This is a genomic window from Streptomyces sp. NPDC004542, assembly GCF_040610035.1.
In the GTDB taxonomy this organism is placed as follows: domain Bacteria; phylum Actinomycetota; class Actinomycetes; order Streptomycetales; family Streptomycetaceae; genus Streptomyces.
In genome coordinates, this window is sequence record NZ_JBEXLP010000196.1 from 1 (window position 1) to 2711 (window position 2711).

Here is a 2711-nt window from a genome sequence, read left to right on the forward strand (position 1 = left end):
AGAGCCGGATGCGGGGAAAGCCCGCACGTCCGGTTCGGGGAGCAGCCGCGCGGAAACGACCCCACCGAGGGCACCGCGCCGCGCGGTTGACTCTACCCCGACCCTGCACGCGCTGGTGAAGGATCTTCCCTGGAAAGAGGTGCCGCTGATGGACCGCACCCGGGCCACCGCTCACGGCCGCGACGAGATCCGTCGTCTGAAGGCCGTCACGGTGCCGCGACTGCCGTTCCCACACGCTGGCCAGGCGCTGCAGATCGTCCGTCGGCGGCGCACGGTGCGCACCGGCAAGGTGTCGCTCGAACGCATCTACGCGGTCACCAGCCTGAGTGCCCACCAGGCAACAGCCGCTGACCTGGCCGAACGTGTGCGTGGGCACTGGGCAATCGAGAATCGTGAACACCACATCAGGGATGTGACATTCGGGGAGGACGCCTCGCGGGTGCGGACCGGCAGCGCGCCCCGGGTGATGGCCTCCCTGCGGAACCTGGCCATCGGCGCACTCCGTCTGGCCGGGCGGGACAACATCGCCGAGGGCTTGCGCCATCACGGACGGGACATGGCCCGGCCGCTGGCAACCCTCGGACTCAAGTGATCATCCCGGCCGATCACGAGAACGACGGAGCCCTGCCGTTGGGATGCAGGGCGCAAGGCTGGCGAGGATCCAGGGACTTCATGGGGTGGATCACGCAGGGCAAGGGTCACAAGCCTTGCGGAACAAACGGGAGCCCGAGGGGGCCCTGCTGAGGCAGGGCCCCCTCGGGTCGGTCAGGGAAGCGGCGGGACCGACTCCAGGGACAACTCCTCCGCCACGCGGTTCAGACATGCCATCAGGTCACCCCGGGCCACCTCGGATGCCTTCCCACCCCTGCCGGGCAGGCGTAGGCCGCGGACGTTCTGCGGGTCGATGCTCATGCTGAACTCCACGCTCTCGCGCCTGCGACGCAGGTGCGGCGGTTCGCGAAGTTCAGGGGATTTCATCAGTTCCAGGAAGACGAACAGCCTGGGGGATTCGGCACCCTGCCACCAGCGGCGCCACTCGGGGGACCTGTCGATGGACTCGGCGAGACTCTCGACCGCATTTTCGTAGGCGGACGGGATGGTGAAGTCCGAACCGAAGGAAACATGGAGCCATTCGTCGCCCTCGGCGAAGTCGGGGAGTCCCCCGAGGAATTCGAGGACATCCGCCGCTGTCTCGCGCAGGGCGAGAGCGTCCTCGGTGTCCCAATCGCGCCGACCGAATTCGGCGGGATCGGCGAGAACGGCTTCGTATGCCTCGCGACCGGCCGCCACCACCGCGCACGCTTCCGCTTCGTCCAGTTCCACACCGGCTTCCGCCGCCCGCGCGGACAGTACGGCGAGTTGCTCATCGAGGAGTACCTGAAATGCGGCGACGTCTTCCGCGTCCTCCCCGAGAAGCAGTTCGCGGAGGTCATATACAGACTCGTCGTCGGCGTACCCGTCCAGTTCACAGATGGCCTTCCAGAACTGGTCCTTGTTCACAGCCGTTCCTTTCCCATAGCGGCAGGGCTGCCCCGGAAGAACCGGGACAGCCCCTTCGAAAGCGCCGAATCAGCGGCAGCTCTTGTACTGACCGGGTGGGCAGTGCCCGTGATGGGCGACATACTTCAAGATCTTCGTGGCTTCCCAGACGCGAGCGTTGTACCAGCCCTTGCCTCGCCAGATCAGCTTGTATCCGCACGCTTTATTATAGTACCGCTGGCATGATCTGATCTGCGATCTCGGGCGGGAACCTCCGACCTTGGTGATGCCGTACTTGTAGATTCGCCCGCCGTTCTTGCGGTAAATCTTGTAGCCGTAATAGCGGGTATTCTTCTCCTTCTTCGACTTCTTGGAGTTTTTGTCCGGCCACGGCACCCGCACCCCGGTCCCCGACGCGGTGAGTGAACAGCCGAAGACGTGGCAGATCCACACCGAGACCGTGGCGACGATCAGCGCGATAAGCGCGCCGAGGGCCCAGTCCAGCGCGATGACCACCGGGATGACGATGACGAAACGTCCGTCCAGGTCATAGGCGTTGACCGGATCCGGCGGATACACGTAAGCGTTGACATTGCCTCCGTAGACCGCGTCGGTCTGCAGGAAGCGGCCGGTGGCGGGGCTGTAGAGGCGGCTTCCCATGAGGGCGAGACCGCTGATGGTGTCGGACGACCTCTGGTAGCCGCCGAGCCAGCCGTAGGTGGCAGACGCGGTGTCGTTGAGGGGATTGCCGTACTCGTCGTAGCGCTGGACCACCGCAGCGGTTGTGTCGTCCAGCGGGAGCCGGACGGTGTCAATCCCCTCGAACTGTGGAGTCCTTCCTATGCAGCCAGTCCCATGGTGAGGCCGGCCCAGTACTCGTTCTCGTAGTCGATCGGGCTCTTGAACCCGCACACGCTGTGTAGTCGGCGGGTGTTGTAGAAGTCGGTGATCCACGTGGCGATCCTGATCCGCGCCTCGGTGCGGGTGCGGAAAGTGTGACGGTGAACGTACTCGACCTTGAGGACGCTGTTGAACGCCTCGTTGACGGCGTTGTCGAAGCACGAGCCGACCCGGCCCATGGACTGGGTGACGCCCAGTTTGCGGCAGGCGCGGGCGAACTTCCGGGAGGCGTACTCGCTCCCGCGGTCCGAATGGAAGATCACGCCACGGACGTCACCGCCGCGGGTGGCCGCTGCCATGTTCAGCGCGGCCACGACCAGGCCGGCGTCGTG

Annotated in this window: 4 protein-coding genes; 1 reads left to right on the forward strand and 3 read right to left on the reverse strand. The window is 65.5% G+C overall.

The window, feature by feature from the left end; translation table 11 throughout:
• Positions 1-592: ISAs1 family transposase (locus tag ABZX30_RS37970; protein WP_355942975.1), on the forward strand; the 592-nt coding region annotated here is incomplete at its 5' end.
• A 173-nt stretch (positions 593-765) separates the two neighbouring features.
• Here the strand turns inward: ABZX30_RS37970 and ABZX30_RS37975 are convergent.
• The 3 genes from ABZX30_RS37975 to ABZX30_RS37985 form a co-directional block, all read right to left on the reverse strand.
• A complete protein-coding gene (locus ABZX30_RS37975) occupies positions 766-1500 on the reverse strand; it encodes a DUF4240 domain-containing protein (protein ID WP_355942978.1) in 735 nt (244 codons plus the stop codon).
• A gap of 69 nt (positions 1501-1569) precedes the next feature.
• Complete coding sequence (locus ABZX30_RS37980; protein ID WP_355942981.1) at positions 1570-2253, reverse strand: RHS repeat-associated core domain-containing protein; 684 nt, start codon at positions 2251-2253, stop codon at positions 1570-1572.
• Positions 2254-2318: 65 nt separating this feature from the next.
• Positions 2319-2711, reverse strand: a 393-nt coding sequence (locus tag ABZX30_RS37985) for an integrase core domain-containing protein (RefSeq protein ID WP_355942984.1), incomplete at its 5' end; no start/stop codon positions are given.